Raw genomic sequence first — 24,043 nt, 5'->3', positions numbered from 1 at the left:
CCTGTCGGCAGCCGTCGCGCGCTTGATGGTGGTGCGGTCGGGCACGGACGCCCGGACTCGCGGATGGTATGCGAAACTGCCTCTGCGCGAAGTGCATGCCGCGGGAACTCTCCCTGCGGCGCCCGCACGACCGCGAGTCCGTCGGCGAAGGCCGGTCGGAGTGCGGGGCGGGGGGAATGCGTCATTCGAGCGTCAACCTGAATTGCCGCGCCGGCGAGAATCCGCTGGCGGGCGTCGAGACCGGCGCGTCGCTGGTAAAAACTAGGCGACACACGGCTGTACGACAGGACTAGCACTGCATACCCGATCTCGCAACTAGCCCCGGAACCGTCGCTTTCGTGGGCGTTTCGGCTCGAAATAGGGGCAGCGAGGCGCAGACTTGCCGGGGCGGCAGAGCCTTGCCGGCAAATACATGGCAAACGGCAAATTAACCGCACTGCGCAACCGCGTCTTGTGATGCGAGGCGCTATCGCTCGCTCACAGAGATCGGATGTATCGATCAAAGGGGTGTAGCATGGGTTTTCGCTGGACCGGCGGCAGGGCCGCACGGCAAGGACGCGAGGTGTTGACGGTCATCGCCCTCATCGCCGGCTGGCTGGCGAGCGTCCCCGCGTGGGCGGCGACCGTGCAGAGCGTCGCGATCAGGGACGGGCGGATCGTCATCCGCTTCGATGAGGCGGTCGGCGATGCCGCCAGCCGCGTGCTGACCGGACCGCGCCAGATCGCGGTCGACGTGTCGGGAGCGACTCCGGGGCGGGAGGTAGTGGGGCGCGGGCTGGTGACCGGCGTAACGCAGATGCGCAGCGGGCGATCGGGGATGCGGATGGTGTTCGATCTGGCCGAGCCGGCGATCGTGACCGATGGCGGGTTCGACTCCGACGGGCGCGAGCTGACGCTGGCGTTGCGCACGGTCGATTACGACCAGTTCGCGGAAGCCGGGATCGCCGGGCCGCTGAACTTCTTCCCGTTCAATTTCGGGGCTGCTTCGCGGCCGAAGTACAAGGTGTCGGTACCGGTGCCGCCCAAGGCGCGGGGTATGAAACTGCCGCGCGTGCAGGGCGACGATACGCGACCGCTGGTGGTGATCGACGCGGGGCATGGCGGTGTCGATCCCGGCGCGATTGGGCCGAACGGGCTGCGCGAGAAGGACGTGACGCTGAAGGTCGCCAAGGCGATCCGTGACGAGTTGCTGGCGTCAGGGCGCGTACGCGTGGCGCTGACGCGGAACGACGACCGCTATCTGATTCTGCGCGAGCGGTATGGCGTCGCGCGGCGCTTGAAGGGTGACCTGTTCATATCGATCCATTGCGACAGCACGGGTTCCGAGAACGCTACCGGGGCGACGGCGTACACGTTGTCTGAGGTGGCTTCGGACAAGGAGGCGGCGCGGCTGGCGGCGCGCGAGAACAAGGCGGACGTGATCTCCGGGGTGAACCTCGGCGAGGCGCCCGCGGACGTGTCGTCGATCCTGATCGACCTGACGCAACGCGAGACGATGAACGCCTCGGCGACGTTCGCGCGGCTGCTCGGGCGCGAGGCGAAACCGCTGATGCCGTTGAAGGCGAACTTCCACCGGATGGCGTCGCTGATGGTGCTGAAGGCGCCGGACATGCCGTCGATCCTGTTCGAGACTGGGTATATCTCGAACCCGCAGGACGCTGCGTTCCTGGATAGCGAGGAGGGCCGGCACCGGATCGCGGAGAGCGTGACGCGGGCGGTCGAGGTGCATTTCGCGCGGCGGATGGCGGCGCGGTAGATTTGGGGAGGGGGTGCTCGCTCCTCCTTGTTCTCCCGCGAAGGCGGGAGCCCAGTCTGGACTCCCGCCTTCGCAGGAGAACTGGCTAGTTACGGTCGATACTGTTTCCTCTGATCGCACATCATGCCACAAGTCGCCCAAATTGCTTTGAGGCTGACGACATGACCGACGCGACCCGGGGCGTAACCGAGACGGGCCCCGAGACCAGCATGCGCGAGCTTACGTTTCGCGGGATCGTGCTCGGCGGGATCATCACGCTGCTGTTCACCGCGGCCAACGTCTATCTCGGGCTCAAGATAGGGCTGACGTTCGCGACGTCGATCCCGGCTGCGGTCATATCCATGGCGGTGCTGCGGTTGTTCAAGGATTCGACGATCCTCGAGAACAACATCGTCCAGACGATCGCGTCCGCCGCGGGCACGCTGGCAGCCATCATCTTCGTGCTGCCGGGGCTGGTGATGATCGGCTGGTGGCAGGGCTTTCCGTTCTTCACCACCGCGGCGATCACGATGTTCGGTGGCGTGCTCGGCGTGTTGTTCTCGGTGCCGCTGCGCCGCGCGCTCGTCGTCGACACGGTGCTGCCGTATCCGGAGGGCCGCGCGGCCGCCGAGGTTCTGAAGGTCGGCGCGGGTAGTCGCGAGGGCGGGGAGGAGAGCGCGCGCGGGCTCGGCATCATCGTCGCCAACGCGGTCGTCTCGGCCGGGTTCGCGATCCTGACGCAGACCAAGCTCGCCGCCGCCGAGGCCGCGACGTGGTTTCGCGTCGGCGCGGGCGCGACCGGGATCTCGGGCGGGCTGTCGTTCGCGTTGCTCGGCGCGGGGCATCTGGTCGGGATTTCGGTCGGCATGGCGATGTTCGCCGGCGTGGTGATCGGCTGGTGGATCCTGCTGCCGATCCTGACCTCGGGCGGGAGCGTCACCGGCACCGCGGAAGTGATCGCCAACACCGTGTTCCGCTCGGACGTCCGTTTCTTCGGCGCGGGCGTGATCGGCGTTGCGGCGATCTGGACGCTGTTGAAGATCGCCGGGCCGGTGGTCGGCGGCGTCCGCTCGGCGCTGGCGGCGTCGGCGGCCAAGCGTGGCGGCGAAGTGCTGGCGCTGGAGGAGCGCGACATTCCGATCGGGATCGTCGGGATCGGCTCGCTGGCGATGCTGGTGCCGATCGGCATCCTGCTCTGGACCGTGTTGCAGGGCGGGCCGCTGGAGGCGTCGGCGATCGGGCTGATCGCGGGGAGCCTCGTGTTCATCCTCGTCATCGGCCTCGTGATCGCGGCGGTGTGCGGGTACATGGCGGGGCTGATCGGCGCGTCGAACTCGCCAGTGTCTGGGATCGGCATCCTCGCCATTCTCGCGGCGTCGATCCTGCTGGTGTCGTGGTTTGGCCGCGCGGTCGAGCCGGGGACGACGCAGGCGCTGGTCGCCTACGGACTGATCGTCACGGGGATCGTGTTCGGCATCGCGACGATCTCGAACGACAATCTGCAGGATCTGAAGACGGGCCAGCTGGTTGGTGCGACGCCGTGGAAGCAGCAGGTCGCGTTGCTGATCGGCGTGGTGTTCGGGTCGATCGTCGTGCCGCCGGTGTTGAACTTGCTCGGGAGCACGCTTGGGTTTGCGGGGGCGCCGGGGGCGGGGCCGAATGCGCTGGCGGCGCCTCAGGCGGCGTTGATCTCGGCGCTGGCAAAGGGCGTGCTGGGGGGCAATCTCAACTGGGCTATGATCGGGTATGGGGCGCTGACCGGCGTGGTCGTGATCGCGGTCGATGAGTTGCTCGGCAAGGCGGGGAAGCTGCGGTTGCCGCCGCTTGGCGTCGGGCTTGGCGTGTATCTGCCGATGTCGGTGACGTTGCCGGTTACGATCGGGGCGGTCGTGGGGTTTGCTTACGATCGCTGGGCGGACCGGGCTCGGGATCCTGAGTTGGCCAAGCGGATGGGTGTGCTGACCGCTACCGGCATGATCGTCGGGGAGTCGCTGTGGGGCGTCGGCTTTGCGGGGATCGTGTATCTGACCAACAAGGAGACGCCGTTGGCGCTGGTTGGGGATGGGTTTGCGAGCGTGTCGCTGGTTGGCGGGACGGTGTTGTTCGCGGTGCTGACGTGGGTGATGTACCGGCGGACTATGGCGGCTTCGCGGTAAGCTTGTTTCCCCGCGAAGGCGGGGATCCAGACTGGGCTCCCGCCTTCGCGGGAGAACAAGAAGCGGGAGATGCGCTCGGTTCTAGTGCACCACCCCGGTGGAGGCCGGGGCCCAGTTGGGGGACGTTGCTAACTGAGCAATGCGCTTCGTCACTACAGCCTTGCCAACTGGGCCCCGGCCTTCGCCGGGGTAGCGGCTTAGTGCCGGGGTGGCGGCTTAATGCCGGGGTGGTGCCTACGGGTGGGAGAAGGATGGCGTCCGTGAGCGACGCCCCCCCTCACTTCATCGCAGCAAGCATGTCCTTGATCGGCACAAACGCGAAGCCCACCGAGCTGTCGGCGATCCCGTACGGCATGAAGATCGTGTCGCCATGCTTCAACGCGCCGCAGCTATAGACGACGTTGGGCACATACCCCTCGCGGTCCTGGTCCTTCGCGGCGAGGATCGGCTGGCTCGTCCGGCCGATCACCTTCGAAGGATCGTCCTTGTCTAGCAGCACCGCGCCGATCGAGTATTTGCGCATCGCACCGACGCCATGCGTCAGCAGCAGCCAGCCCTCGTCGAGTTCGATCGGAGGGCCGCAATTGCCGATCTGCACCAGCTCCCACGGATATTCGGGCGTCAGGATCTTCTCGCCGTCGTCCCAGTCGGTCAGCGTGTCCGACTTGAGCAGGAACAGGTTCTCGCCGTCCTGCCGGCCGATCATCATGTACTGGCCGTTCACCTTCCGTGGGAACAGCGCCATGCCCTTGTTGCGCGCGGCGGGGCCGGTCATCGGCACGAGGTCGAATGCGCGGAAATCGCGCGTGCGCATCAGTTCGGACTGGATCACCGAGCCGTTATACGCGGTGTAGGTGCCGATCCACTCGTAATCGCCGCCCTCGTGCTGGAAGCGGACGATGCGGAGATCCTCTAAGCCCTTCGACTGCGCCTGCGTGATCGGGAAGATCACCGTGCCGCTCAGCGTGCTGTCGCGGTGGCGATAGACGGTGACGGGGCCGATCGGCATCTCGTCCTCGCCGCTGCCGACAGCATCGGTCGCGGTCGCGAAAGGGGGTTCTGGCGCGAGCTTCATCTGGTTTTCGCAGGTGATGATGCCTTCGCGAAAAGCGACGGAGGAGATGTGACCCTCGCCGACCGCGCGCAGCGACATGAGGATGCGCATCGAGCCCGGCGGCATGCCCGACTGATCGAAATGCGGCACCGCGCTGGGGTTCATCAGCGCGGCGGCGGCATAGCTGTATTCGTGGCAGAAATACGCGCCGATCAGCTGACGCTTCTCGTCGCCGATCTCCGCGCCGTTCAGTCCGAGCATGTCCTCGATCTGGTCGTAGCGCGTCATGAACACGCGCCGCGTCTGCCAGTGGCGTGCCTCGAAATCCTTCAGCACGACCTCGAGCTGCGCGCGCGCCTGTGCGGGCGACATTTCCAGCACTTCGCCGACGAGCCGCTCGGTGCGGCTCGGTGCGCCGCCATGACCGCCCCAGGCGATATGGAACGGCCGCACGACGACGCGCGAAGGGTCCGCGTGCAGCCGTAGCTGGTGGTTGAACAGATCCATCGTAGCAGTGCCCCGCGTCGTTCCACTCAGCGCACCGTCGCCTGTCAGGCTGTCTCTAGCGTGGCTAGGCGACGACGCGCGCCGCTCCTGCCACGCTTTGCGCTGCCTTTGATACCCCTGAAATCGCACAACTTGCGAGTTGGAGCGCCAAAATCGACTCGGCACCCTGGTTTCGGTTGAGCCCGTTGGGCATCAGGCCGTCATAGCAACCGCCGTCCGCAACGCTCGCGAGCGGCAAGTCGAGGTCGTTGACGCCGAGGAACCAGCCGTAGGCGCGCAACGCCTCGTCACGCCAGCGCACGTCGCCGGTCGCGTCATACGCCGCGGCGCACGCATCGACAGTCGCCTGCGCCTCCAGCGGCTGCTGGTCGAACTGCAACGGCTCCGCATAGGGCCGGTTGAAGCTCTCCGACCCGACCGCGCGGAAACGACCCTCCGGCGAGGTCTGCTTGGCGACGATCCAGTCGAGCGTGGCGAGGCCGCAGTCGATCAGGTCCTGACGCCCCAGCGCCTGGCCTGCGCGGATCAGCGCCTGCGGGAGGCGCGTATTGTCGTAGGCGAGCACGATCTCGAACCACTGCCACTCCGGACGGCGCGCCTTGGCAAGCAGGTCGAGATGGACCTTGGGGAAGGCTTCGAGGATCGACAGTGACAGCTGGTGACCGGGCTTGGCCTCCAGCATCGCCGCCGCGCCGAGCATCGCGAACGCCTGCGCGCGCAAGGAGCCGAGTTCCAATGCCATCGATGCGGTGGAATCGAACATCGCGGTCGCCCAGTCGCGGTGCTTGGCGGCCTGCGCATCGCGCGCGGTAACGCCGAGCGACCAGAGCGTGCGGCCGTTCGAATCCTCCGAGCCCGAATCCTCGCACCAGGTGCGATCGAAGTTCATGAAGTTGCGGAAGCGGCGCGTGTCCGGGTTCCAAGCGTATTGCACGAACGACGCGTAGATCGTCATCCACTTGTCGCGCGTCACGTCGTCGAGACCCGGCATCGCGCTCATCAGCATCAGCGCGCGGCAGTTATCGTCGATGCAGTAGCCGTGACGACGATCGGGAATCGAATAGATCGAATGCTGGAGCATGCCGGTCGAATCGCTCATCCGCTCGACCGCGGCAAAATCAGGCGTCAGCTGCTTCAGCGGGGCTGGGACCTTGGCGAGGCGAAAAGGGCGCGCCGCCACGATCGCACGGATCTCCGTCATCATTGCCTCGGCGAGCTTCGGCCAGATCATCGTGCGGCCACGCGCATAGGCACGCTCGGCCAGACGGTTGCGATCGCGGTCGTTCGACATCAGCGCGTCGATCTCGCGCGTGAACGCGTCGACATCGCCGAAGGGCACGAGCACCCCGTGACCATCCGCGAGGATTTCGGTCGCGTGCACGTACGGTGTCGAGATGACGGGCTTGCCGACGCCGATAGCGTAGCTGAGCGTGCCCGACGTGATCTGCGCGGGGTTGGTGTACGGCGTCACATAGACGTCCGACGCCTGCAGATAATCGAGCAGTTCGCCATGCTCGAGGAAGGCGTCGACGAACGAGACGTTGTCGGCGACGCCCTTCTCGGCGGCGAGCGCCTTCAGCTTGTCGCGGTACTTCTCGCCCTCGTACGCGACGAGGTTCGGGTGGGTCGCGCCGAGCACGACGTACAGCAGGTCGGGTTGCTTCGCGATCACCGCGGGCAGCGCGTTGATGACCGTCTCGATCCCTTTGTTTGGCGCGAGCAGGCCGAACGTCAGCATGACCTTGCGGCCTTCCCAGCCGAACTTGTCCTTCAGCACGGCGGGATCGAGCAGGTCGCGATCGGGCACGCCGTGCGGGATCATGACGATCTGGCGCGAGTTCGCACCATAGACGCGCTGGAGGATATCGCGGCCACGCTCGGCCATGACGATAACGCGGGCTGCGCGACGCAGCAGCCCTTCGAGTACGCGGCGCTCATCGGCATTGGGCTTTTCGAGGATGGTGTGCAACGTGACGATGACGGGCAGCGTGGTGCGATCGAGCAACGCGAGGATATGCTCGCCGGCCGGGCCACCGAAGATGCCGTATTCGTGCTGCAGCCAGATCGCCTGCGCGCCGCTGGCTTCGATCTTCCGTGCGGTGTCGATATAGGCCGACAGATCGGGCTCGGGGATCGTGCCCGTGACTTCGGCCGGGTAGTCGTATTTGCCGGGATGATCGTCCATCGCGTAGACGTCGACGGCGATCTCGGGAAAGCGCGCGCGCATGGCCGTGAAAACGTCGGTCGTGAAGGTGGCGATGCCACACTGTCTCGGCAGGAAATTACCGATCAGCGCCAGTCGCGCGATATTCCCACCGTCCGCCGGTTTCACCATACCCTGTCCCTCGTTTGAGCGCGCACTTCTGGGAGAACCCGGTCGCGCATCCATTTGAACGGTTCAGGTAGCATAAAGTTTCATCACATACTGCAGTGCAGCACGGGAATACTAACAACCCAGATCAAACCGACTTTACGCGTGCCTCATCCACGGCCGCGATAGGGGGCGACGCCCTGGTCCGGCAGCCACAGATCGTGCGGCGGTGCACTCGATTGCCAGAACACGTCGATCGGGATTCCACCGCGCGGATACCAATAGCCGCCGATGCGCAGCCACACCGGTTTCATCTCGTCGAACAGCCGCTCGCCGATGCCGACGGTGCAATCCTCGTGGAACCCGGCATGATTGCGGAAGCTGCTCAGAAACAGTTTCAGCGACTTCGACTCGACGATCGTCTCGCCGGGGACATAGTCGATGACGAGGTGCGCGAAGTCGGGCTGGCCGGTGACGGGGCACAGCGACGTGAACTCGGGCGCCGCGAACCGGACGAGATACGTTCGGCCTGGCCGCGGGTTCGGAACATAATCGAGCACGGCCTCTTCTGGAGAGGCGGGGAGGGCGCTGTTCTGGCCGAGATGCAATGGGTTCTGGGGAGCGGTCATGTGCCGCCATGTAGGATGCGATGACGCGCAAGAAAACCACACTCGTACCGATCCTCGGCGACCAGCTCACGATCGACCTGGCCTCGCTGCGGGACTGTGATCCCAAAACCACGATCGTGCTGATGATGGAGGTCGACGAGGAGACGACCTATGTCCGCCACCACAAGCGCAAGATCGCGTATATCCTGTCGGCGATGCGGCATCATGCCGAGGCGCTGCGCGAGGCCGGGTGGACGGTCGAATACACGCAGCTCGACGACCCCGACAATGCGGGCAGCTTCACCGGCGAGATAGCGCGCGCGGTCGAGCGGCATGACCCCGAGCGGATCGTCGTCACCGAGGGCGGCGAGTGGCGGGTGATGGCGATGCTCGAAAGCTGGGAGACGCTGTTTGGCATTCCCGTCGAGATGCGCAGCGACGACCGCTTCCTTGCCAGCCATGCTGATTTCGAAACGTGGGCCGCCGAGCGAAAGTCGCTGACGATGGAGTGGTTCTACCGCCAGATGCGGACGCGCACCGGGTTGTTGATGACCGCCGGCAAGCCCGAGGGCGATCGCTGGAACTTCGACAAGGAGAACCGCAAGCCCGCGAAGAACGACCTGCTGATGCCGCGTCCGCTGGGGTTCAAGCCGGACGCGATCACGCAAGGTGTGCTGGCGCTGGTGGCGGAGAGGTTCGCGGATCATCCGGGGAGCCTCGACGGGTTCGAATACGCCGTGACCGCGAAGGATGCGGAGCGGCAGGCGGCGAATTTCTTCAAGCACGCGCTCGCGCAGTTCGGCGACTACGAGGATGCGATGCTCACCGGCGAGCGGCATCTGTGGCACTCGATCCTGTCGCCGTACATCAATTCGGGGCTGCTCGATCCGCTAGACCTGTGCCGTCGCGCGGAGGCGGAATATCGCGCTGGACGTGCTCCCTTGAACGCGGTCGAGGGCTATATTCGCCAGATCATCGGCTGGCGGGAGTATATGCGCGGCATCTACTGGCGCGAGGGGCCGGAGTACGTCGAACGCAACTTCCTCGACCACCACCGCGAACTCCCCGGCTGGTACTGGACCGGCGAGACCGATATGCACTGCCTGCGCGAGGCGATCAGCCAGACGCTGGAGACCGCGCACGCGCACCATATCCAGCGGCTCATGGTGACGGGCAATTTTGCGCTGCTGATCGGCGCGGACCCGGCCAAGGTGCACCTCTGGTATCTCGAGGTGTATGTCGACGCCTACGAATGGGTCGAGCTGCCCAATACGCTGGGGATGAGCCAGTTCGGCGATGGCGGGCTGCTCGGGTCGAAGCCGTATATCTCGTCGGGCGCGTATATCGACCGGATGTCCGATTATTGCGGGACGTGCCGGTATAACGTGAAGCAGCGGATCGGCCCCGATGCGTGCCCGTTCAACGCGCTGTACTGGGATTTCCTCGCGCGGCACGAGGACAAGCTCGGGCGCAACAACCGGCTGGCGATGCCGTATCGCAACTGGGCGAAACAGTCCGAGGCGGACCGCGAGGCGACGCGCGCGCAGGCGGCGGGATTCCTCGCCTCCCTCGACGCGAGCGGCCCCGCTGGCTACTGACCGATCGAGCACAAGGAGCCGCATATGGACGCGTTGGTAAGCATCGAATGGCTGGCGAACGAACTGGGCGCGGCTTCGGGAGTGGGCGATCTGCGGATCGTCGACGCGACCTACGCCGAGGGTCGCGATGCGGCGGCGGAGTATGAGGCGGCGCACATCCCCGGCGCGGTGTTCATGAACCTCAGCGAGTTGCGCGATACCGACAGCGACCTGCCCAACACGCTGCCCTCGGCGGAGAAGTTCGCGAGCCGGATGCAGACGCTGGGGCTTGGCGATGGCAGTCGGATCGTGCTGTACGACAGTTCGCCCTGGCACACGGCGGCGCGTGCGTGGTGGTTGCTGCGGCTGTTCGGCGCGCACAACGTCGCGATCCTCGATGGTGGGCTTGCCAAGTGGCAGGCCGAGGGGCGCGAGACCGCGTCCGGCAAGGAAACGCCGCGGCATCGCCACTTCACGACCTGGGCGGACCTGAAGGGCGTGCGCGATCTCGACCAGATGAAGGCGAATGTCGCAAGCGGTGCGGAGCAGGTGCTCGACGCACGGTCCGCGGCGCGCTTCACTGGCGCGGAGGAAGACCCGCGGCCGGGCACCGCGCCGGGGCATATTCCGGGCTCGAAGAACCTGCCGCAGGGCGCGGTGTTCAACGCCGATGGCACGTGGAAGACCGGCGACGCGTTGAAGGCCGAGTTCGACAAGGCGGGCATCGACCTGGCGAAGCCGATCGTGATGACTTGCGGCTCGGGCATCACCGCGTCGGTGCTCGCGTTCGGCGCGCATCTGCTCGGCAACGACGCGGCGCTGTACGACGGCAGCTGGTCCGAATGGGGCGGCGACCCCTCGACACCCAAGGCGACAGGCACGGCATGAGCGACACGAACAAGCCGGTCGGCGACGCGACCAAGGTCGTTCTCGCGGGCCGTCGCCCGGAATGGACTCAAGGTATCGTCAGTCCGCCGGTCTGGCGGGCCTCTACCATCCTCTACGATTCGGTCGGCCATCTCCGCGAAAGCGCCACGCGCGATACGCATCACCGGCTGTTCTACGGGCGCAAGGGCACGCCGACGCAGTGGAGCCTCGCCGACGCGCTGACCTCGCTGGAGTCGGGCGCGGAGGGGACGTTCCTCTATTGCTCGGGTGTCGCAGCGATCGCGGCGGCGTTGCTGTCGGTGCTGTCCCCCGGCGACGAACTGCTGCTGGTCGACAGCGCCTACGACCCGACGCGCGGCATGGCGGGCGGGCTGCTCAAGCGGTTCGGCATCACCACGCGTTATTACGACCCGATGATCGGCGCGGGCATCGCCGACCTGATCGGCGAGAACACGCGAGCGATCTTCATGGAAAGCCCCGGATCGCTGAGCTTCGAGGTGCAGGATGTCCCCGCAATCGTCGCCGCCGCGAAGGCGAGGGGCGTGACGACGTTGCTCGATAACACCTGGGCCACCCCGCTGTTCTTCCCCGCGATCGAGCGCGGCGTCGACCTGACGATCCTCGCCGGCACCAAATACGTGGTCGGTCATTCGGACGTGATGCTCGGTTCGGTCACCGCCGCGCCCGGCCATTTCAAGAAGCTCCGCGAGACGAGTTTCCAGCTCGGCCAGGTCGCCAGCCCCGACGATTGCTGGCTCGGCAGCCGGGGCTTGCGCACGATGGCGGTCCGCCTCGCGCAGCACCAGTCGAGTGCGCTCCAGATCGCACAATGGCTGAAGACGCGTCCCGAAGTCGCACAGGTCCTCCACCCCGCGCTCCCCGATTGCCCCGGCCACGACCTGTTCGTCCGCGACTTCAAGGGCTCCAGCGGGCTCTTCTCGTTCGTCCTGAATGGCGGCGACGAAGCGTCGCGTGCCGCCTTGATCGACACGCTGCAACTATTCGGCATCGGCTATAGCTGGGGCGGGTTCGAAAGCCTCGCCATCCCCGCCGACCCGCACCGCTACCGCAGCGTCACCAAGCGCGACGCCGCAGGCCCGATGGTCCGCCTCCAGATCGGTCTCGAAGACCCGGCAGACCTGATCGCCGATCTCGAAGTCGGGCTCGCCGCCTTCTCTGCCGCAAAGGTCTAGACGATTTCCGATCGAGGCGTGTCCGCGTGGAAGGCTGATGCACCCATCTTCGGCCCCGCGTTTCAGGCCGAGCTGGACACGCTGTTCCGTTGGCGCCGCGATGTCCGGCATTTTCGGCGCGACCCGCTGCCGACCGGGTTGCTCGACCGGTTGCTGGAGATCGCCAACGCCTCGCCGTCGGTCGGGCTAAGCCAGCCCTGGCGGTTCGTCACGATCGATGACCCGGCCCGTCGCGCCGCGGTCCGCGCGGACTTCGAGGCGTGTAACGCGGCGGCGTTGACGACGCAGGAGGGTGCGAGGGCAGCCACCTACGCACGGCTCAAGCTTGCCGGGCTCGAACGGGCGCCGTGCCACGTCGCGGTGTTCGTCGAACCCGATCCGGACCAAGGTCACGGACTCGGACGCCGGACCATGCCCGAAGCCGTCGCGTATTCCGCCGTCATCGCGGTCCATACGCTGTGGCTCGCCGCTCGCGCGCACGGGATCGGCCTCGGCTGGGTCTCGATCCTCGACCCCTCGCGCATCCGTACGATCCTCGACGTGCCCGAGACTTGGCACCTCGTCGCGTATCTCTGCATCGGCTATGCCGAGACCGAAGCGGTCATCCCCGAACTCGAGCGCGAAGGGTGGGAAAACCGACGGTCGATCAACGTCCTAGCGCGCTGAACGCGACGACTGTCTCTCAGCTAAGTGTGGCGGTTGCGCAACATGCGTGCTGTCAAAGCCCGATTGTACGCAAGATTCGCTTGTGCGGCGCACCATGGGCTGTCATCGCGGTGTCACCGTTGGAAAGACCGCACTGGGGTTCGGCCCCGAAAGATGCGGCGTCCACGGATGCAGGGCGGACATCGACTTCCGGTATCGAAAGGGAAACGATGCGCTTCACCACACTTCTTCTCGGCGGCATTGCTTTGGCTGCCGTCGCTACGCCAGCGTTTGCACAGGACGCGGCCACGGCGCCCCCCAAGGAGGTCACCGTCTCGGGTTCGGTCGGGCTGACCAACGACTATCGCTTTCGCGGCGTGTCACAGTCGGACGAGAACCTCGCCGTCCAGGGCGGCATCACGATCGCGCACAAGAGCGGGCTGTACATCGGCACCTGGGGCTCCAACCTCGCAGGGTGGGGCACGTTCGGCGGCGCCAACATGGAGCTCGATCTGATCGCGGGTTACAAGGTGCCCGTCGGCGGCGGCGCACTCGACGTCGGCGCGACGTGGTACATGTACCCGAGCGGGTTCGACAATACCGACTTCATCGAGCCCTATGCCAAGCTGTCGGGCACCGTCGGCCCGGTCGCGTTGCTCGCCGGCGTGGCCTACGCACCGAAGCAGCAGGCGCTGGGGCCGTGGTATACCAACGGTGCGTCGGCCGCGGCGGGCGTATACGACCGCGTCAATGCGAAGGACGACAACCTCTATCTCTGGGGCGACGTCAGCAGCGGGATCCCGAATACGGGACTGACCGTGAAGGCGCATGTCGGCTATTCGAACGGCAACAAGGGCCTCGGGCCGTTCGCGACGAGCGTGTCGCCGACGGGGGAATATTGGGATTGGCTGTTCGGCGCGGACTACGTGATCCCGACGACGCCGCTGACGCTGGGCGTGGCGTATGTCGATACCGACATCGGCAAGGGCGAGTCGGCGTATCTTCAGCCGAGCTTCAGCCGAGGGCAGGACGGCAATGGCTCAATCGCCAACGGCAAAGTGCTGGTGTCGTTGACTGCGGCGTTCTGATCGCCTGAGGAGAGGGCGCCCCTAAACCTTGTTCTCCCGCGAAGGCGGGGACCCAGACTGGGCTCCCGCCTTCGCGGGAGAACAAGGAAGGGCGCTCTGAGCTTGCATCAGGGCCTTCAACTTTTTGATCGCCCCACCCGACCCGTCATCCTGGGCTCGACCCAGGATCCAGAGCCGCACGCGACGCGCTCATGGCTCTGGATCCTGACTTTCGTCAGGATGACGGGGGGCGGCGGAACGAGCCGTCAGATACGAAAAAGGGCGGCCCCGCGAGGAGCCGCCCTTTTTTCGTCAGCCGCTAGGACTCGATCAGTTCGCGGTGGTTTTCGCGTCCTGGCCGTCACCCTCTGGTGCTGCGACGATGTCGCGCGTGGTCGAACCCTTGTCGACGACCGTCGTGCCGGGATCGCCTGCGCTCGAGCGGATGCCGGGATCGTCGTTGTCGGCGCCCGCATCGGCGACGACACCCGACTCGGCCGGGCTGCGCGCAGCGGCCCCACCGAACAGCGCGTCGAGCGTCTGGGCGTTGGCCGCGGTATCCTGCGGGCGGGCGGCGCCGGGCTGCGGCGGGACGAGCGCGAAGTCGGGCGGGATCACCAGCGGCGCCTGGCGCGCGACGGCGAACTCGTCCGGGCGTGCGCGATCGAGGCTTCGGCCTGCCCCGCAACCCGAAAGCAGCGCGACGCATGTGAGGCCGGCGGCCAAGGGTACGAACTTACGCATGGGAATTCTCCACAGGGGGCTTCTCGCGCACGAGGAGCGCCCGAACAAGCAGGACGAGCACGCCGACAGTAATCGCTGCATCGGCGACATTGAAGACCAAAAACGGACGCCACTCGCCGATATGCAGGTCGCAGAAATCGACGACATAGCCGAGACGGATCCGGTCGAGGATATTCCCGATCGCCCCGCCGAGCACGAAGCCAAGCGCGACCTGGTCGGCGGGGTTCTTCTCGCGCGTCATCCACACCGCGACGCCGACCGCGATCGCGCCGGTGAGCAGCACCAGCGCCCAGCGGGTGAGGTGGCCGTCGGCGGGGAGCAGCCCGAGCGAGATGCCGATGTTGGGGACGAAGCGCAGGTCGAAGAACGAGGTGATCGTCTGCGACTCGCCGAGTGAGTCGATCCCGAGCGGCTTGGTCACCGCCCATTTGCTGAGCTGGTCGGCGAGGAAGAGCGCGATTGCCGCGCCGAACCCAGCCTTTGGCAGGTTACGCATCGGCCACCACCTCGTCGCACCGGTTGCAGAGCTCGCCATCGACGGTCACCTCGGGGAGGTGGCGCCAGCAGCGGCCGCATTTGTGGAAGTCGGTCCGCGTTACGGTGACCGTGTCGCCGGGCGTGACCTTGGCGACGATGAAGGCTTCGGCCAATTCCGCAGCTTCAGTCGGCGCGAGAGGCGACATCGATTTGATCGTGACCTCTGCCTCCAAACTCGAACGCACGGTCTTTTCGCGACGCATGGGTTCGATCGCTTCGGTGACGGTTTCGCGAAGTGTACGGATTTGCGTCCACTTCTTCCCGACCTCGACGCCGTCCTCCACCTCGGGCAGCGATGGCCATTCGAGGTAGTGCACCGAGCTGTCGTCGTTGGGGAAGCGCGACTGCCACACTTCTTCCGCGGTGAAGCAGAGCACCGGTGCCGCATACCGCACGAGCGCGTGGAACAAGACGTCGAGGACGGTGCGGTACGACCGGCGCTTGATGTCGTCGGTCGCGTCGCAATAGAGCGAGTCCTTGCGGATATCGAAGAAGAACGCGGACAGGTCCTCGTTCGCGAAGTCGGTTAGCAAACGCGTGTAGCGGTTGAACTCGTACGCTTCGGCCGCCTGGCGCAGTTCGGTGTCGATCATGCCGAGGCGGTGGAGCACATAGCGTTCCAGCTCGGGCATGTCGGACACGGCGACGCGCTCGGACTCGTCGAAGTCTTCGAGCGCGCCGAGCATGTAGCGGAACGTGTTGCGCAGCTTGCGGTACGCGTCGGAGGCGGTGGCGAGCACTTCCTTGCCGATCTTCACGTCGTCGAAATAGTCGGTCGAGGCGACCCACATGCGGAGGATGTCCGCGCCGGACTCGCCGATGATCTTCAATGGATCGACGACGTTGCCGAGCGACTTCGACATCTTCCGCCCCTGGCCGTCGAGCGCGAAGCCGTGCGTCAGGACCGCGTCATAGGGTGCGCGACCGCGCGTGCCGCAGCTTTCGAGCAGCGACGACTGGAACCAGCCGCGATGCTGGTCCGAGCCTTCGAGATACAGGTTCGCGCGCGTTCCCTCGCCGTAGCGTGCTTCGACCGTGAAGACGTGCGTGCAGCCGGAGTCGAACCAGACGTCGAGGATGTCCTTCACGACCTCATAGTCGGCGAGGTCGTAGTCGGGGCCGAGCAGCGCCTGGTGGCCGTCGGCATACCACGCGTCCGCGCCGTTCTCGCGGAAGGCTTCGACGATGCGCGCGTTGACGGCAGGGTCGTTGAGGTACTGGCCGGTGGCGCGGTCGACGAACAGCGCGATCGGCACGCCCCAGGCGCGCTGGCGCGAGATGACCCAGTCGGGGCGGCCCTGGACCATCGACGTGATCCGGTTTTCGGCGCGCGCGGGGATCCAGGTGGTCGCGGCGATCGCGTCGAGTGCGATTTCGCGGAGGGTGGCGCCGTTGCCTTCTGCTTCTGCTCCCCTCCCGCTAGCGGGAGGGGTTGGGGGAGGGGAGGCGTCGAGCGCAGCATTCGCGGCACTGCCCTCCCCTAGCCCCTCCCGCAAGCGGGAGGGGGACTCGGTGTCGCTCCGGTCCATCGGGATGAACCATTGCGGGGTCGCGCGGAAGATCACTTTCGCCTTCGATCGCCACGAATGCGGGTAGCTGTGCTTGAAGTCGTCGCTCGCCGCCAGCAACGCGCCGGCCTCGCGCAGGTCGGTGCAGATCGGGCCGTCGGCGCTCACGAACTTCTTGTTGATGACGCTGCCCTGGCCGCCGAGCCAGGCCCAGTCGGCACGGTACATGCCGGCGCCGTCGATCGCAAAGACCGGGTCGATGCCGTATTGCTTGCAGAGCTCGAAATCGTCCTCGCCGTGGTCAGGCGCCATGTGGACGAGCCCGGTGCCGGCGTCGGTCGTGACGAACTCGCCGGGGAGGAACGGCCGCGGCTTCGCGAAGAACCCGCCGAGCGCGTGCATCGGGTGCCGTGCGGTTGCGTCGGCGAGGTCGGAGCCCTTTCCGCGCCAAAGGACGGCAGCGCTGCCCTCCTCTCCGTCACCCCGGCGGAGGCCGGGACCCACCTCACCGTGGTCTCCCCCGTTGGTAAGTGGGTCCCGGCCTCCGCCGGGATGACGGGTGGTACGGGCGTAAAAGTTCTCGATCAGCGCCTCTGCGACCAGGAAACGGCGATCGCCATCCGCCAGCAGAACATAGTCGATCTCAGGCCCATAACTCAGCGCCTGGTTCACCGGGATCGTCCACGGCGTCGTCGTCCAGATCACCGCATAGGCGCCGACCAGCTCAGGCGCATTCGGCGCAGAGTCGATCTCGAACGCGACGTTGATCTGTGTGGAGACGATGTCCTCATACTCGACCTCGGCTTCGGCGAGGGCGGTCTTTTCGACCGGCGACCACATCACCGGCTTGGCGCCGCGGTACAGCTGGCCGCTCTCGGCGAACTTGAGCAGCTCGCCGACGATCGCGGCTTCCGCCTCGTACTTCATCGTCAGGTACGGATCGGCCCAGTCGCCCATCACGCCGAGCCGTTCGAACTCGGCCTTCTGCACCGCCACCCATTTCTCGGCATAGGCGCGGCATTCGGCGCGGAACTGGTCGACGGGGACGTCGTCCTTGTTCAGCTTCTTCGCGCGATACGCTTCCTCGACCTTCCACTCGATCGGCAGGCCGTGGCAGTCCCAGCCGGGGACATACGGTGCGTCCTTGCCCATCAGCGACTGCGAGCGGACGATGATGTCCTTCAGGACCTTGTTCATCGCGTGGCCCATGTGGATGTCGCCGTTCGCGTAGGGCGGGCCGTCGTGCAGGATGAACCGCTCGCGTCCGAGCCGCTGTTCGCGCAACCGGTCGTAGATGCCGAGCTTGGCCCAGCGCTCGAGGATCGCCGGTTCCTTCGCGGCGAGGCCCGCCTTCATCGGGAAGTCGGTCTTCGGCAGGAAGACGGTATCGCGGTAATCGCGGGCGGGCGCAGGAGTATCGGTCATAAGTACGGCGCACTTAGCCGACAGGGCCGCACGTTGCCATCCCTGTCCCGCTCTTGCTCCCCTCCCTGGAAGGGAGGCGCTGGGGGTGGGTTGGTTCGGAATTGCCGTCACGTTCGCCAACCGGCCGACCCACCCCCGACCCCTCCCTTTCAGGGAGGGGAGGAACCGAGGATCGCCCGGGCTCGCGCGCAGTCGGAGTCCATCTGGGTCGTCAGGGCTTCGAGGCTGTCGAACTTCGCTTCCGGACGGAGATACTCGACCAGCGAAACCTCGACGCGACGGCCGTACAAATCCTCCGAGAAGTCGAAGAAATACGGCTCCAGCAATTCCTTCGGCGGATCGAAGCTCGGGCGAATACCGAGGTTCGCCGCGCCCTTCAGCACGCGACCGTCCTCCAGCTGTCCGGTCACCGCATAGATCCCGTACGCAGGGCGGAGATAATTGCCCATGTCGAGATTGGCGGTTGGATAGCCGATCGTGCGACCGAGCTTGTCGCCGTGCTGCACCACACCCTCGATCGCGAACGGCCGCGTGAGCAGGCGCGTCGCGGTCGCCATGTCGCCGCTGCGCAGCGCGTCGCGGATGCGCGTGGAGGACACCGTCTCGCCGTCGAGCGCGACCGCGCCGACGGTCTCCGCGCGGAACCCGTGGACCGGGCCGCGCGAGGCGAGCGTGTGGACGGTGCCGGCCTTGCCCTTGCCGAAGGTGAAGTCCTCGCCCGTGACGACGCCCCCAATGCGGAGATTGTCCTCGAGCCGCTGGGCGATGAACTCCTCGGCGGTCAGCGCGGCAAGATCGCCGTCGAAATGGAACACCACCATCGCGTCGGCGCCGGCCTCCGCGAACAGCCGCTCGCGCTGGTCGAGTGTGGTGAGGCGGAATGGCGCGGTGTCGGGGCGGAAATGCCGGACCGGATGGGGATCGAACGTCGCCACCAGCGCGGGGCGGCCCTCGGCTTTGGCCCAGGCGATCGCGCGCGCGACCACCGCCTGGTGACCGAGGTGGAATCCATCGAAATTGCCCAGCGCGACGATCCCGTTCGCGAGATGCGAAGGAATGGGCGCGCCGCCGTCGAGCCGCTGCATGCGCGGTTCAGTAACCAGCCGCCGCGAAAGGCGATAGTCCTTCCGTGCGGTCGTCTCCCGCAACTCCCTGTTCTCCCGCGAAGGCGGGAGTCCAGCCTAAGCTTCCGCCTTCGCGGGAGAACACGTCTCAGGGGCGGGTGAGGGTGACGAAGCTATAAGCGGGCCGTTGCTTTTCGCCTGGGTGGTCTTCGCGGGCGATCTCGCGCCAGCCCTCAAACGCGGGGACCACGGCGTCGCCTTCGGGTTCGTCATGGACTTCGGTCAGTTCGATCCGGTCCGCATGGGGGAGCAACTGCGCATAGATCTGCGCGCCGCCGATCACCGCGACGTCGTCGCCCGCCATCGCCAGCGCTTCCTCGACCGAATGCGCGACCTCGGCGCCTGGAGCCGTCCAGCCCCCCCGCGTCAGGACGATATGCCGGCGGCCGGGGAGGGGGCTGGGGAAGCTCTCGAACGTCTTGCGCCCCATCACCATCGGCTTGCCCATCGTGAGCGCCTTGAAGCGCTTTAGGTCGGCGGGGATGCGCCAAGGGAGTTGCCCGTCGCGGCCGATGACGCCGTTGCCGGCGCGGGCGAGGTAGAAGGTGATCATGTCAAGGTCATGCCGGAATGAGGGGAGGGGGGCTACACTTACGTTTAAGTCGGCATACTCCACCTAACGAGCAACCACCCCGGCGGAGGCCGGGGCCCAATTGGGAAACGCTGCTGATGGGCGCCGCGCCCCGTTACTCCGACCTTTCCAATTGGGCCCCGGCCTTCGCCGGGGTGGTAGATAAACGGTGTGGTTCAACCCGGCGCGTGTTCCTTCACATACGCCTCGGGATCTTTCTCGACGACCTTCACCCCGTTGAGATGGTTCGCCTCGAACGCCGCAAACCGCACGCCAAGCTCATGCCGCTCCTCCAGCGTCGCATGCTTGCGAAAGTCGGTCAGGCCCTGGCGCTCTTCCTCGGCAAGGTGATCGCTGTTCGCCTTGTTGCACTCGCCGACCGCCTCGAACCACGCGTCCGAGCCGACCGGGTGCTTGTCGACCGCCTCGCCCGTCTCGCGAATGTCGTTGTGATCCTCAATCGCGTCCTCGGTCTCCTCGGCGGCCGAGTCGGCATCGTTGCCACCGGTGCCGATCTTCATCAGCCGCGGGTAGAGGAAGCGCTCCTCGGCTTCGGCATGCGCGTCGAGCAGGTTCTTGAGGCGAGTCCATAGAGCCGACAGCGCCTCGGTGTCCGTGGCGTCGATCGAATCGATCTGAGCGAACAATGCGCGCTGCTGCGCGTGTTCGTCGAGAATGAGCTGTGTGATATCCATGCGCATCAGAACCTCACAGCGCAGGGGCGGTTCCTATTGCGATTCGGTCGCGCGGCGCTGCCGCGGGGTCGCTCTCTGTTCAGACCGCGACGGGGGCCTTGATGTGCGCCTGCGCGACGTAATCTTGGAGGACGAAATCCTCATACTCGTACGCGTCGATCGAGTCCGGCTTCCGCAATATCTCAAGGCGGGGGAGAGGCCCCGGCGAGCGCGTCAGTTGCAGTTGCGCCTGCTCGAGATGGTTCGAATAGAGGTGGCAATCGCCGCCGGTCCAGATGAACTCGCCGACCTCCAGCCCGCATTGCTGCGCGAGGATGTGCGTAAGCAACGCGTAGCTGGCGATGTTGAACGGCACGCCGAGGAAGATGTCGCCCGAGCGCTGGTAGAGTTGCAGCGAAAGCTTGCCGTTGGCGACGTGTGTCTGGAACAGGCAGTGGCACGGCGCGAGCGCCATCGCGTGGAGGTCGCCGGGGTTCCATGCGCTGACGATCTGGCGGCGCGAGGCGGGGTTGGTCCTGATCTGCGCGATCAGCTCGGCGATCTGGTCGATATGGCAACCGTCCGCGGCGACCCAGTCGCGCCATTGCTTGCCGTAGACCGGGCCGAGATCGCCATTCTCGTTCGCCCACTCATCCCAGATCGCGACTTTCCGGTCCTGTAGCCAGCGGACGTTGGTGTCGCCGCGGAGGAACCACAGCAGCTCGACGATGATCGAGCGGAGGTGGAGCTTCTTGGTGGTGAGCACGGGGAAGCCCTGCGCGAGATCGAACCGCAACTGCGCGCCGAACACGCTGAGCGTGCCGGTGCCGGTGCGGTCCATCGTCTCGACGCCGGTCGAGAGCACGCGGTCCATGAGGTCTAGATATTGGCGCATGCTGGGGGCGTAGCGGTGTAGCGGCGGCGGCTCAAGCCGATGTGGATGCGGTTGCGCGTGCAGCCCCGCGGGCTCGGACGCAGTCGGGTATGTGCCGCCGTCGTCCGTCCCTTCCCCTCGTATCACCGACCTCACGACGGCGCGGGCGCTATTCGCTGGGCTGCGTGATGCCACGGTAGAGACAGTGGCGGTCGCGTATCTTGATCCGAATCGGAGGCTTCTCGGGATGCGGCACGTCGTCGGGGGGCGGGATCAGGTGGCGATCTCGATCCGGACGATCGCGGTGGATGCGTTGGCGTTCGGCGCTCACGGGGCGATCATCGCGCACAACCATCCGAGCGGGGATGCGACGCCGAGTGCGCGCGATGTGGCGTTCACGCGGGCGCTGTCGGCTGGGTTGCGGACGTTGGAGGTGGTGTTGCTCGATCACCTGGTGATCGCTGGGGAACAGGTGACGAGCCTGCGCACGATGGGGGTGGTTTAGTGTGCTGCGGCCATCCCCATCGGACCTGTGGTCGACATCAGCTTAATTGAGCGAAGTTTCCCGATGGAGGCAGAGAGTTTGTTTCCCCGCGAAGGCGGGGACCCAGCCTGGGCTCCCGCCTTCGCGGGAGAACAAGGAAGCGTGGGCTGTGGTCGGACTGCAAGCGACCGGTTCACAAGTCCCCGCGCGAAGGTGGTGGTGTGGGGAGCGCCTTCCCCAAACACACCACCCCGGCGAAGGCCGGGGCCCAGTTGGGGGACGTCGCCAACTTAGCGCCGAACGTCGTTGCTGCTGCCTTCCCAACTGGGCCCCGGCCTCCGCCGGGGTGGCACAGTCTGTCAGTCGGTCAGGTTAGCGCCTCGAACCGAAATCGAAGCCAAAGCCCAATCTCACCCCAGCCGACACGCCCGGATCGCTTCCGGCGCCGGCCGCGGCCCGGTCGCGCGGAACGTCGCGATGTACCCGCCCGCCGAGGGCATGTCGTCGGTATCCACCTGCGTATACCCCACCGCCGCGAACTCGCACTTCAGCAACGCCGGTGGCGTGCCGTGGTTCTGCGTCGGGCGGTTCGCATCGACCACCACCACCAGCCCGTCGGGCTTCAACGACGGCCGTAGCCGCCACAGGAACTCGTACGGCTGCTCGATCTCGTGATACATGTGCACCATCAGCACCCGGTCGAAGCTCGCCTCGGGCAGCTTGGGATCGTTCGCCTCGCCCAGCTTCACGCTGACGTTCGCCAGATCCTCGCGCGCGACGCGTTCGGCCAGCTGGTCGCGCACCGCCGGGATGATGTCCTCGGCGAGCACGCGGCCGTCCTTGCCGACGCGCGCCGCGAGGCGGATCGTGTAATAGCCTTCGCCCGCGCCGATATCCGCGACCGTCATGCCCTTGCGGATCTCGCCCTTGTTCATGACCTCGCCGGCCTCGTTCAGCCGGTCGCGCGCTTCCTCGTTCGACCAGCGCGTCGAGACGATCGACGCGACCGGACGGTCGGCGGCGGGGAACACCGGCCCCTTGGGCTCGCGCTTGATCAGCGGCTTGCTGCCATCGCACGCTGCGAGCAGGACCACCGGCGACAGCATCAGGGCAAGGGCACCCCGCAGGCTCAATCGACGTCCTCCACCTCGACGGCCTCGCCGGTCACGCGCTGCGACAGCGCCGCCGCCATGAACATCTCGAGGTCGCCGTCGAGCACGTCCGACGGGCTGGTCGACACCACGCCGGTGCGCAGGTCCTTCACCATCTGGTACGGCTGGAGCACGTAGCTGCGGATCTGGTGACCCCAGCCGATGTCGGTCTTGCCGGCGTTCTCGGCATTCGCCGCAGTCTCGCGGATCGCCAGTTCGCGCTCGTACAGACGCGCGCGGAGCTGGTTGTAGGCCTCGGCCTTGTTCTTGTGCTGCGAGCGCTGGTTCTGGCACTGCACGACGATCCCGGTCGGAATGTGCGTGATGCGCACCGCCGAGTCGGTCGTGTTGATGTGCTGGCCGCCGGCGCCCGACGCGCGGTAGGTGTCGATGCGCAGGTCGCTCTCGTTATATTCGACCTCGATATTGTCGTCGACGACCGGATACACCCAGACGCTGGCGAACGACGTGTGCCGTCGTGCCGCAGAGTCGTACGGGCTGATCCGGACCAGCCGGTGCACGCCGCTCTCGGTCTTGGCGTAACCGTACGCGTTCTCACCTTTCAGCAGCAGCGTCGCAGACTTGATCCCGGCCTGCTCGCCCGAATGCTGGTCGACGAGCTCGACCTTCAGACCGTGGCGCTCGCCCCAGCGCGAATACATCCGGCTGAGCATGCCGGCCCAGTCCTGGCTCTCGGTCCCGCCGGCGCCGGCGTTGACCTCGATATAGGTGTCGTTGGCGTCGGCTTCGCCCGCGAGCAGCGCCTTGATCTTGTCCTTGTCGGCGCGCGCGGCGAGTTCGGCGAGCGACGCAACGCCGTCCGCCTCCATCTCGGTGTCGCCCTCGGCCTCGGCCATCTCGATCAACTCGGCGGTGTCCGACAGCTCGCTCTGGATCGCGCGCGTCGCGCTGATCGCCTCGTCGAGACGACGACGCTCGCGCATCACCTCCTGCGCGGCCTTGGGATCGGACCAGAGCGCCTGATCCTCGACGCGCGCGTTCAGCTCGTCGAGACGACGCACCGCGCGGTCCCAGTCGAGGAAGCGGCGCAGCAGCGCCAGCGCGTCGTTGATTGTGTCTACGTGAGCCTGCGCTTCGGCGCGCATGATATTCTCCAAAAATTCCGTCTTCCCAGCGGAGGCCGGGATCGCCGTCCCACGCGAGCGGGGCGGGTCTCCGGCGGGCGCCGGGATGACGTCTATATAAGCGC

The 24,043-nt window shown here is 66.4% G+C and carries 20 protein-coding genes; 8 read left to right on the top strand and 12 right to left on the bottom strand.

What is annotated here, in order from left to right; translation table 11 throughout:
• The first annotated feature begins 514 nt into the window (after nucleotides 1-514).
• Together ASE69_RS18035 and ASE69_RS18030 are read left to right on the top strand one after the other, a co-directional pair.
• Nucleotides 515-1,756, top strand: a complete 1,242-nt coding sequence (locus ASE69_RS18035; RefSeq protein WP_056489639.1) for an N-acetylmuramoyl-L-alanine amidase — start codon at nucleotides 515-517, stop codon at nucleotides 1,754-1,756.
• Nucleotides 1,757-1,917: 161 nt separating this feature from the next.
• Nucleotides 1,918-3,891, top strand: coding sequence for an OPT family oligopeptide transporter (locus ASE69_RS18030; protein WP_056489637.1), 1,974 nt, complete (start codon nucleotides 1,918-1,920; stop codon nucleotides 3,889-3,891).
• A gap of 277 nt (nucleotides 3,892-4,168) precedes the next feature.
• Here the strand turns inward: ASE69_RS18030 and ASE69_RS18025 are convergent, their stop codons facing one another.
• The 3 genes from ASE69_RS18025 to queF all read right to left on the bottom strand — a co-directional run bounded on the left by ASE69_RS18025 (nucleotide 4,169) and on the right by queF (nucleotide 8,392).
• Entirely contained in the window at nucleotides 4,169-5,452 is a 1,284-nt protein-coding gene (locus ASE69_RS18025; RefSeq protein ID WP_056489634.1) for a glycoside hydrolase family 130 protein, read from the bottom strand.
• A 64-nt stretch (nucleotides 5,453-5,516) separates the two neighbouring features.
• Entirely contained in the window at nucleotides 5,517-7,787 is a 2,271-nt protein-coding gene (locus tag ASE69_RS18020; protein WP_056489632.1) for a glycosyltransferase family 4 protein, read from the bottom strand.
• Between the two features lie 146 nt (nucleotides 7,788-7,933).
• Complete coding sequence (gene queF / locus ASE69_RS18015) at nucleotides 7,934-8,392, bottom strand: preQ(1) synthase (RefSeq protein WP_056489630.1); 459 nt, start codon at nucleotides 8,390-8,392, stop codon at nucleotides 7,934-7,936.
• A 20-nt stretch (nucleotides 8,393-8,412) separates the two neighbouring features.
• Between queF and ASE69_RS18010 the strand changes: the two genes are divergently transcribed.
• From ASE69_RS18010 to ASE69_RS17990, 5 genes are all read left to right on the top strand, one after another.
• Complete coding sequence (locus tag ASE69_RS18010; RefSeq protein WP_056489628.1) at nucleotides 8,413-9,969, top strand: cryptochrome/photolyase family protein; 1,557 nt, start codon at nucleotides 8,413-8,415, stop codon at nucleotides 9,967-9,969.
• A 24-nt stretch (nucleotides 9,970-9,993) separates the two neighbouring features.
• Nucleotides 9,994-10,836, top strand: a complete 843-nt coding sequence (locus tag ASE69_RS18005; RefSeq protein ID WP_056489627.1) for a sulfurtransferase — start codon at nucleotides 9,994-9,996, stop codon at nucleotides 10,834-10,836.
• Nucleotides 10,833-12,029 (top strand): cystathionine beta-lyase, encoded by a 1,197-nt coding sequence (metC, locus tag ASE69_RS18000; protein ID WP_056489625.1) that lies wholly within the window; start codon nucleotides 10,833-10,835, stop codon nucleotides 12,027-12,029. The genes ASE69_RS18005 and metC overlap by 4 nt, the downstream gene beginning before the upstream one ends.
• An 18-nt stretch (nucleotides 12,030-12,047) precedes the next feature.
• Nucleotides 12,048-12,695 (top strand): 5,6-dimethylbenzimidazole synthase, encoded by a 648-nt coding sequence (gene bluB / locus ASE69_RS17995; RefSeq protein WP_056489622.1) that lies wholly within the window; start codon nucleotides 12,048-12,050, stop codon nucleotides 12,693-12,695.
• 209 nt (nucleotides 12,696-12,904) lie between these two features.
• Nucleotides 12,905-13,762 (top strand): TorF family putative porin, encoded by an 858-nt coding sequence (locus ASE69_RS17990; RefSeq protein ID WP_056489620.1) that lies wholly within the window; start codon nucleotides 12,905-12,907, stop codon nucleotides 13,760-13,762.
• A gap of 309 nt (nucleotides 13,763-14,071) precedes the next feature.
• Here ASE69_RS17990 and ASE69_RS17985 read toward each other — a convergent pair whose 3' ends face one another.
• The 7 genes from ASE69_RS17985 to ASE69_RS17955 form a co-directional block, all read right to left on the bottom strand.
• Complete coding sequence (locus tag ASE69_RS17985; RefSeq protein ID WP_056065856.1) at nucleotides 14,072-14,485, bottom strand: DUF3035 domain-containing protein; 414 nt, start codon at nucleotides 14,483-14,485, stop codon at nucleotides 14,072-14,074.
• Entirely contained in the window at nucleotides 14,478-14,981 is a 504-nt protein-coding gene (gene lspA, locus ASE69_RS17980; RefSeq protein WP_056489618.1) for a signal peptidase II, read from the bottom strand. The genes ASE69_RS17985 and lspA overlap by 8 nt, the downstream gene beginning before the upstream one ends.
• Entirely contained in the window at nucleotides 14,974-17,955 is a 2,982-nt protein-coding gene (locus tag ASE69_RS17975; protein WP_056489616.1) for an isoleucine--tRNA ligase, read from the bottom strand. The genes lspA and ASE69_RS17975 overlap by 8 nt, the downstream gene beginning before the upstream one ends.
• A 149-nt stretch (nucleotides 17,956-18,104) precedes the next feature.
• Nucleotides 18,105-19,040, bottom strand: coding sequence for a bifunctional riboflavin kinase/FAD synthetase (locus tag ASE69_RS17970; RefSeq protein ID WP_056489614.1), 936 nt, complete (start codon nucleotides 19,038-19,040; stop codon nucleotides 18,105-18,107).
• Nucleotides 19,041-19,167: 127 nt separating this feature from the next.
• The gene (locus tag ASE69_RS17965; protein ID WP_056489612.1) at nucleotides 19,168-19,632 is read right to left on the bottom strand and encodes a dihydrofolate reductase; all 465 of its coding nucleotides are present in this window, start codon (nucleotides 19,630-19,632) and stop codon (nucleotides 19,168-19,170) included.
• Nucleotides 19,633-19,826: 194 nt separating this feature from the next.
• A complete protein-coding gene (locus tag ASE69_RS17960) occupies nucleotides 19,827-20,345 on the bottom strand; it encodes a hemerythrin domain-containing protein (RefSeq protein WP_056490271.1) in 519 nt (172 codons plus the stop codon).
• A gap of 79 nt (nucleotides 20,346-20,424) precedes the next feature.
• Nucleotides 20,425-21,219 (bottom strand): thymidylate synthase, encoded by a 795-nt coding sequence (locus ASE69_RS17955; RefSeq protein ID WP_056489610.1) that lies wholly within the window; start codon nucleotides 21,217-21,219, stop codon nucleotides 20,425-20,427.
• A 91-nt stretch (nucleotides 21,220-21,310) separates the two neighbouring features.
• Here ASE69_RS17955 and ASE69_RS17950 point away from each other — a divergent pair, with 91 nt between their 5' ends.
• Nucleotides 21,311-21,703 (top strand): JAB domain-containing protein, encoded by a 393-nt coding sequence (locus ASE69_RS17950; protein WP_056489608.1) that lies wholly within the window; start codon nucleotides 21,311-21,313, stop codon nucleotides 21,701-21,703.
• A gap of 389 nt (nucleotides 21,704-22,092) precedes the next feature.
• On the opposite strand, the gene ASE69_RS17945 is transcribed toward ASE69_RS17950, so the two are convergent.
• Both ASE69_RS17945 and prfB read right to left on the bottom strand, forming a co-directional pair.
• Nucleotides 22,093-22,788, bottom strand: a complete 696-nt coding sequence (locus tag ASE69_RS17945; RefSeq protein ID WP_056489606.1) for a class I SAM-dependent methyltransferase — start codon at nucleotides 22,786-22,788, stop codon at nucleotides 22,093-22,095.
• 23 nt (nucleotides 22,789-22,811) lie between these two features.
• The gene (prfB, locus tag ASE69_RS17940) at nucleotides 22,812-23,939 is read right to left on the bottom strand and encodes a peptide chain release factor 2 (protein WP_056490268.1); all 1,128 of its coding nucleotides are present in this window, start codon (nucleotides 23,937-23,939) and stop codon (nucleotides 22,812-22,814) included.
• Nucleotides 23,940-24,043 lie beyond the last annotated feature (104 nt).

Origin of the sequence: Sphingomonas sp. Leaf208 (genome assembly GCF_001421415.1) — a bacterium.
In the GTDB taxonomy this organism is placed as follows: Bacteria; Pseudomonadota; Alphaproteobacteria; order Sphingomonadales; family Sphingomonadaceae; genus Sphingomonas.
Note: the sequence above shows the minus strand (reverse complement) of the source record. Positions and strands in the feature narration are given on the sequence as shown.

Excerpts from the sequence above, each read along its gene's own strand:
- ASE69_RS18035 (WP_056489639.1), top strand. The coding sequence starts at position 515 with ATGGGTTTTCGCTGGACCGGCGGCAGGGCCGCACGGCAAGGACGCGAG.
- ASE69_RS18030 (WP_056489637.1), top strand. The coding sequence starts at position 1,918 with ATGACCGACGCGACCCGGGGCGTAACCGAGACGGGCCCCGAGACCAGC.
- ASE69_RS18025 (WP_056489634.1), bottom strand. The coding sequence starts at position 5,452 with ATGGATCTGTTCAACCACCAGCTACGGCTGCACGCGGACCCTTCGCGC.
- ASE69_RS18020 (WP_056489632.1), bottom strand. The coding sequence starts at position 7,787 with ATGGTGAAACCGGCGGACGGTGGGAATATCGCGCGACTGGCGCTGATC.
- queF (WP_056489630.1), bottom strand. The coding sequence starts at position 8,392 with ATGACCGCTCCCCAGAACCCATTGCATCTCGGCCAGAACAGCGCCCTC.
- ASE69_RS18010 (WP_056489628.1), top strand. The coding sequence starts at position 8,413 with ATGACGCGCAAGAAAACCACACTCGTACCGATCCTCGGCGACCAGCTC.
- ASE69_RS18005 (WP_056489627.1), top strand. The coding sequence starts at position 9,994 with ATGGACGCGTTGGTAAGCATCGAATGGCTGGCGAACGAACTGGGCGCG.
- metC (WP_056489625.1), top strand. The coding sequence starts at position 10,833 with ATGAGCGACACGAACAAGCCGGTCGGCGACGCGACCAAGGTCGTTCTC.
- ASE69_RS17990 (WP_056489620.1), top strand. The coding sequence starts at position 12,905 with ATGCGCTTCACCACACTTCTTCTCGGCGGCATTGCTTTGGCTGCCGTC.
- ASE69_RS17985 (WP_056065856.1), bottom strand. The coding sequence starts at position 14,485 with ATGCGTAAGTTCGTACCCTTGGCCGCCGGCCTCACATGCGTCGCGCTG.
- lspA (WP_056489618.1), bottom strand. The coding sequence starts at position 14,981 with ATGCGTAACCTGCCAAAGGCTGGGTTCGGCGCGGCAATCGCGCTCTTC.
- ASE69_RS17975 (WP_056489616.1), bottom strand. The coding sequence starts at position 17,955 with ATGACCGATACTCCTGCGCCCGCCCGCGATTACCGCGATACCGTCTTC.
- ASE69_RS17970 (WP_056489614.1), bottom strand. The coding sequence starts at position 19,040 with ATGCAGCGGCTCGACGGCGGCGCGCCCATTCCTTCGCATCTCGCGAAC.
- ASE69_RS17965 (WP_056489612.1), bottom strand. The coding sequence starts at position 19,632 with ATGATCACCTTCTACCTCGCCCGCGCCGGCAACGGCGTCATCGGCCGC.
- ASE69_RS17960 (WP_056490271.1), bottom strand. The coding sequence starts at position 20,345 with ATGGATATCACACAGCTCATTCTCGACGAACACGCGCAGCAGCGCGCA.
- ASE69_RS17955 (WP_056489610.1), bottom strand. The coding sequence starts at position 21,219 with ATGCGCCAATATCTAGACCTCATGGACCGCGTGCTCTCGACCGGCGTC.
- ASE69_RS17945 (WP_056489606.1), bottom strand. The coding sequence starts at position 22,788 with ATGCTGTCGCCGGTGGTCCTGCTCGCAGCGTGCGATGGCAGCAAGCCG.
- prfB (WP_056490268.1), bottom strand. The coding sequence starts at position 23,939 with ATGCGCGCCGAAGCGCAGGCTCACGTAGACACAATCAACGACGCGCTG.